General features: G+C 38.9%; 4 protein-coding genes. 3 read left to right on the top strand and 1 reads right to left on the bottom strand.

Annotation, left to right across the window (positions count from 1 at the left end):
* Nucleotides 1-153: 153 nt before the first annotated feature.
* On the bottom strand, nt 154-753 hold the full coding sequence (locus AC3AX0_RS07995; protein ID WP_487549776.1) for a methyltransferase domain-containing protein: 600 nt from the start codon (nt 751-753) through the stop codon (nt 154-156).
* 180 nt (nt 754-933) lie between these two features.
* Between AC3AX0_RS07995 and AC3AX0_RS07990 the strand changes: the two genes are divergently transcribed.
* The 3 genes from AC3AX0_RS07990 to AC3AX0_RS07980 form a co-directional block, all read left to right on the top strand.
* On the top strand, nt 934-1740 hold the full coding sequence (locus AC3AX0_RS07990) for an FAD binding domain-containing protein (RefSeq protein ID WP_487549775.1): 807 nt from the start codon (nt 934-936) through the stop codon (nt 1738-1740).
* Nucleotides 1730-2179: a (2Fe-2S)-binding protein gene (locus tag AC3AX0_RS07985; RefSeq protein ID WP_487549774.1), complete on the top strand. Its 450-nt coding sequence runs from the start codon at nt 1730-1732 to the stop codon at nt 2177-2179. Before AC3AX0_RS07990 ends, AC3AX0_RS07985 begins: the two co-directional genes overlap by 11 nt.
* On the top strand, nt 2179-4404 hold a 2226-nt coding region (locus AC3AX0_RS07980), incomplete at its 3' end, for a xanthine dehydrogenase family protein molybdopterin-binding subunit (protein WP_487549773.1). The genes AC3AX0_RS07985 and AC3AX0_RS07980, both read left to right, overlap by 1 nt.

The raw sequence follows: 4404 nt of genomic DNA, 5'->3' as shown, positions 1-4404 counted from the left end.
GGCAGGTATTTCTGTACTGGTCTCCCTTTTATTGGGATTACAAGGTTCTGGAGGCTATACTGACAAAAAACATAGAATGGAGCCAGGTGATATATTATTGCGGGCTCATATTATTAACTTCGACAGCCTTTTATCTCATATTTAGAAGGAAAATCATACGAGGTCTTCAGGGTTAGAATTCTTTTCCATAACAACTATGAAGGAATCATTTTCCTTTAATTCCTTGTATACTATGAAATCCTTGATTATAAATTTACCCATAATTTTTTTGATGTCATCCCTCTCGTAGCGGATATCAGGCATCGATTTTTCTTTTTCCTTCGAACTAGTTCCTTTCCACATGGCATGAAAAAGAATTCCGCCTTCATTCAATACCTCGTATTGTTTTTTAAATGAGGCGGCGAGGTTTTCTGTAGTGAGATGTTGAAGAACCTTGTTTGAATATATAACGTCATATTTTTTTTCTGTTTCCATGGTCAAGGCATTGATTTTCAGGAATCTGTCATTATTGAATTTTTTTCTAAGTATCTTTAAAAAAGTTTCTGAATAATCACTTCCAGTAATATCATAATCCTGCACAAGTACACCGTAGTCATTACCTGGTCCGCTGCCCAATTCAAGGATTTTCTTTGATTTATCTATTCTTTTTTTGAACTCATCTATAATATATTTATTGTCTGAAAATATCACCATTAAAGTATAGAATTTGGATAACAGCCAGCCGTATGATTTTAAATCATTATTGTCTTTCATAGTGAATGCTCCTGAATTTTATTGTTTTTAGAATGTAAAAAAAGTCTTGAAATATTATAACACAGCTTTATTATTGAGCGCTTCAGAATGTATACATTATTGTTTAAAAATACATTATGTTGTGATATACTACATAGTTGGGTAAATAATCATAATATAGTGTGAATTTAGGAGCAAAATATGATCAGAATAAGAAATTTAATCAAACCAAAGACAATGGAGGAAGCCTGGGAAATCTACAGCAATAAGAATAAAGCAAAGCTAATTGCTGGCGGAGCTTTTCTAAGACTTTCCACAGACCTATACATAGGAGAGGCTGTAGACCTTTTCGATTTGAACTTGAATAGAATAAAGGAAACTGAGGATGCTTTCACAGTTGGAGCAATGACTACTCTCAGGCAGTTGGAAACGGACAGTGCTTTAAACAGCTGGTTTGACAATTATTTCGCTGCGGCTCTTGAAAATATTGTAGGCGTTCAGCTTAGAAATATAGCAACCATAGGCGGTACAGTATATCCAAGATATGGATTTTCGGATCTTATAACTGCATTGCTGGCACTTGATGTAGACCTTCAGTTTTATAAAAGTGGAAGGATAAGCCTTGAGGATTATATGGAAAAGGGTCTTTTGGAAAAGGATATTCTGGTTGAAATTATAATAAAGAAAAACATAAATAATGCATCCTTTAAGATGATGAGAAATTCCAAAGGAGACTATGCAATACTGAATTGTGGAGTTTCTTGTATTCATGGCAAGTACAGGATTGCCATAGGAGGAAGACCTGGAAGAGCAGTACTTGCAACAGATGCCATGGAGATTCTAAATGCTGCAGAAAAAATAGATGAATATATAATAGGAAAAGCCTGTAATGCAGCAGCAGAACTGGCTTATGGAACAAATATTCTTGGATCTGGCCAATACAGAAGTGCCATGAGCAAGGTCCTTCTTAAAAGAGGAATCAAGGAGGTTCTTGGAAATGATAATTAATCTTAGGGTAAATGGAACAAAAATAAAAGTGGAAGTAAAGGAAGATGAATATCTTTCCGAAACTTTAAGGAATAACGGCTTTAAGAGTGTGAAAAGGGGATGTGATAAAAGCACCTGTGGAGCCTGTACGGTACTAGTTGACGGAATCCCGGTACTGTCATGTTCTTACTTCAGCCACAGAGCTGAAGGAAAAAGCATCACAACCCTCGAAGGAGTCATTGAAGAAGCTGAAAAGCTTGGAGAGCATATAATAAATGAAGGTGCAGACCAGTGCGGATTCTGTACGCCATCCCTTGCATTGACAACCATAGCAATGAAGAATGAGCTTGAAAATCCTACAGAAGAAGACATCAAGCATTATATAAATGGAAATCTGTGCAGATGTACAGGATATGAAGCCCAGATGAAGGGCATCAAGAAATATCTGGAGGTGGAGTAATGAAGGTATTGGAAAAGAAATTGCCTAAGATACTTAAAATTGTGAACCAGCCTATTCCAAAGAGAGATGGAAAGAAGCTTGTAACGGGAGCTGCAGTCTATACAGACGACCTGGCCCCAAGGGATGCCCTTATTGTAAAAATACTTAGAAGCAAGCATCATTTTGCTGAGATATTGAATATAGATACGGAAAAAGCCGATAAAATTGAAGGTGTGGAGTGTATACTTACCTACAAGGATGTGCCTGATGTGAGGATTACAAGAGCGGGACAGACATTTCCAGAGCCTTCTCCTCTTGACTGGAAAATACTTGACAATTATGTAAGATATATAGGAGACGAGGTTGCAGTTATTGCTGCAAGGAATGAAGAACAGGCAGACAAGGCCATGAGGTTGATCAAGGTTGACTACAGGGTAATTGAACCAGTCCTTGACTACAAGACTGCTGTCCAATCAAAATCCATAGTGCATTTTGAAAAAGATTCCAGAGTAAACTACGATATAGGCTTTGAGCCGGAAAAGAATATAGCATCACATCTTCATTTTGACATTGGAGACTATGAAAAGGGCTTCAGGGAAAGTGAAATAATCCTGGAGAGAGAATATGAAACTCAGGCAACCAATCCTGCAATGATGGAGCCTGTCACAACTTATACCTATATGGATGAATACGACAGGATGACTGTAGTGTCTGCAACTCAGGTTCCCTTCCATGTAAGAAGGATGATAGCCAATTCCCTTAATATTCCTACAAGCAGGGTAAGGGTTAAGAAACCGAGAATTGGTGGAGGATTTGGACTTAAGCAGACAGCTGCTTCCGAGTTTTTTCCTGCACTTGTTACACTTAAGACTGGAAAGGCTGCAAAAATTTATTATTCAAGGAAGGAAGTTTTTCTAGCTACAACTAGAAGACATCCCTTCTTAATGAAAGTGAAAATTGGAGCCAACAGGGACGGAAAGATTAAGGCATTCGACTTTGAAGCAATATCAGATACGGGAGCTTTTGGAGAACATGCAAGCACCGTCATTGAAGCATGTGCCGAAAAATCAATGGCAATGTACAACAAGGTAGATGGCTACAGGTTTGATGCCACTGCTGTTTATACAAACCTGCCTTCATCAGGAGCTTTTAGAGGTTATGGAAAGACGCAAGGACTATTTGCTGTGGAATCCATAGTAAACGAACTGGCTAAAGAGATTGGAATGGACCCTACAGAACTGAGAAAGATGAACCTCATCAAGAAGGGTGAAAACCTTCTTCTTGGAACAAACCATGTATACGAAGACGACATAATAAGACAGGACAGCTGTGAGCTTGACTTTTTAATAGACAGGGGCAAGGAACTCATAAATTGGGATGAAAACTATCCTGGAAAAGACATGGGAAACGGGAAATTTAGAGGTGTTGGAATGGCACTTTCAATTCAGGCATCAGGAGTGCTGAATATAGATTCTGCAAGTGCGACACTTAAGTTCAACAGTGACGGATTTTTCACCTTGCTCATAAGTGCAACGGATATGGGTACAGGATGCGACACTATACTATCACAGATGGCTGCCGAAACTCTGCAGGTTCCTCTTGAAAATATTGTCGTATATGCAGCGGATACAGATGTTACACCCTATGATGACGGTTCCTATGCATCAAGCTCTACATATGTTACTGGAAGGGCTGTAGTAGAAGCGTCGGAAACGATTATTGAAAAGCTTAAGAAGGAAGTATCGGAAATTTCCCATACGAAAATCGATGAAATAGAATATGACAATGGAGTATTTGCCTGGGGTGAGGACAGTATAAGTCTTAAGGATCTTGGATACAGGCTTAACTGCAGGCAGGTTATGGCTACTGGAAGCCACACCTGTTCAAAGGAAGCACCACCATATAAGTCAGGTTTTGCCCTGGTTGAGGTTGACACTGAAACAGGAAAAGTTGACGTACTGGAATTTGCGGGAGTGGTTGACTGTGGAACAGTGATAAATACCAATCTTTGTACGGTCCAAACTCAGGGAGGAATACTTCAGGGAATAGGAATGGCTCTTTACGAGGATATAAATCACGACTTTGCAGGAAGAGAAATGAACGATAGCTTCATGACTTACAAGATTCCTACGAGAAAGGATTCTCCAAAAATTATGGTTGATTTTGCAAAAAGCTATGAGCCGACAGGTCCATATGGAGCCAAGTCTATAGGTGAGGTTGTAATAAATGCAGCTGCACCTGCAATA

The sequence above is a fragment of the Dethiosulfatibacter sp. genome, from assembly GCF_983023055.1.
This window is presented reverse-complemented; position numbering and strand designations above follow the sequence as displayed.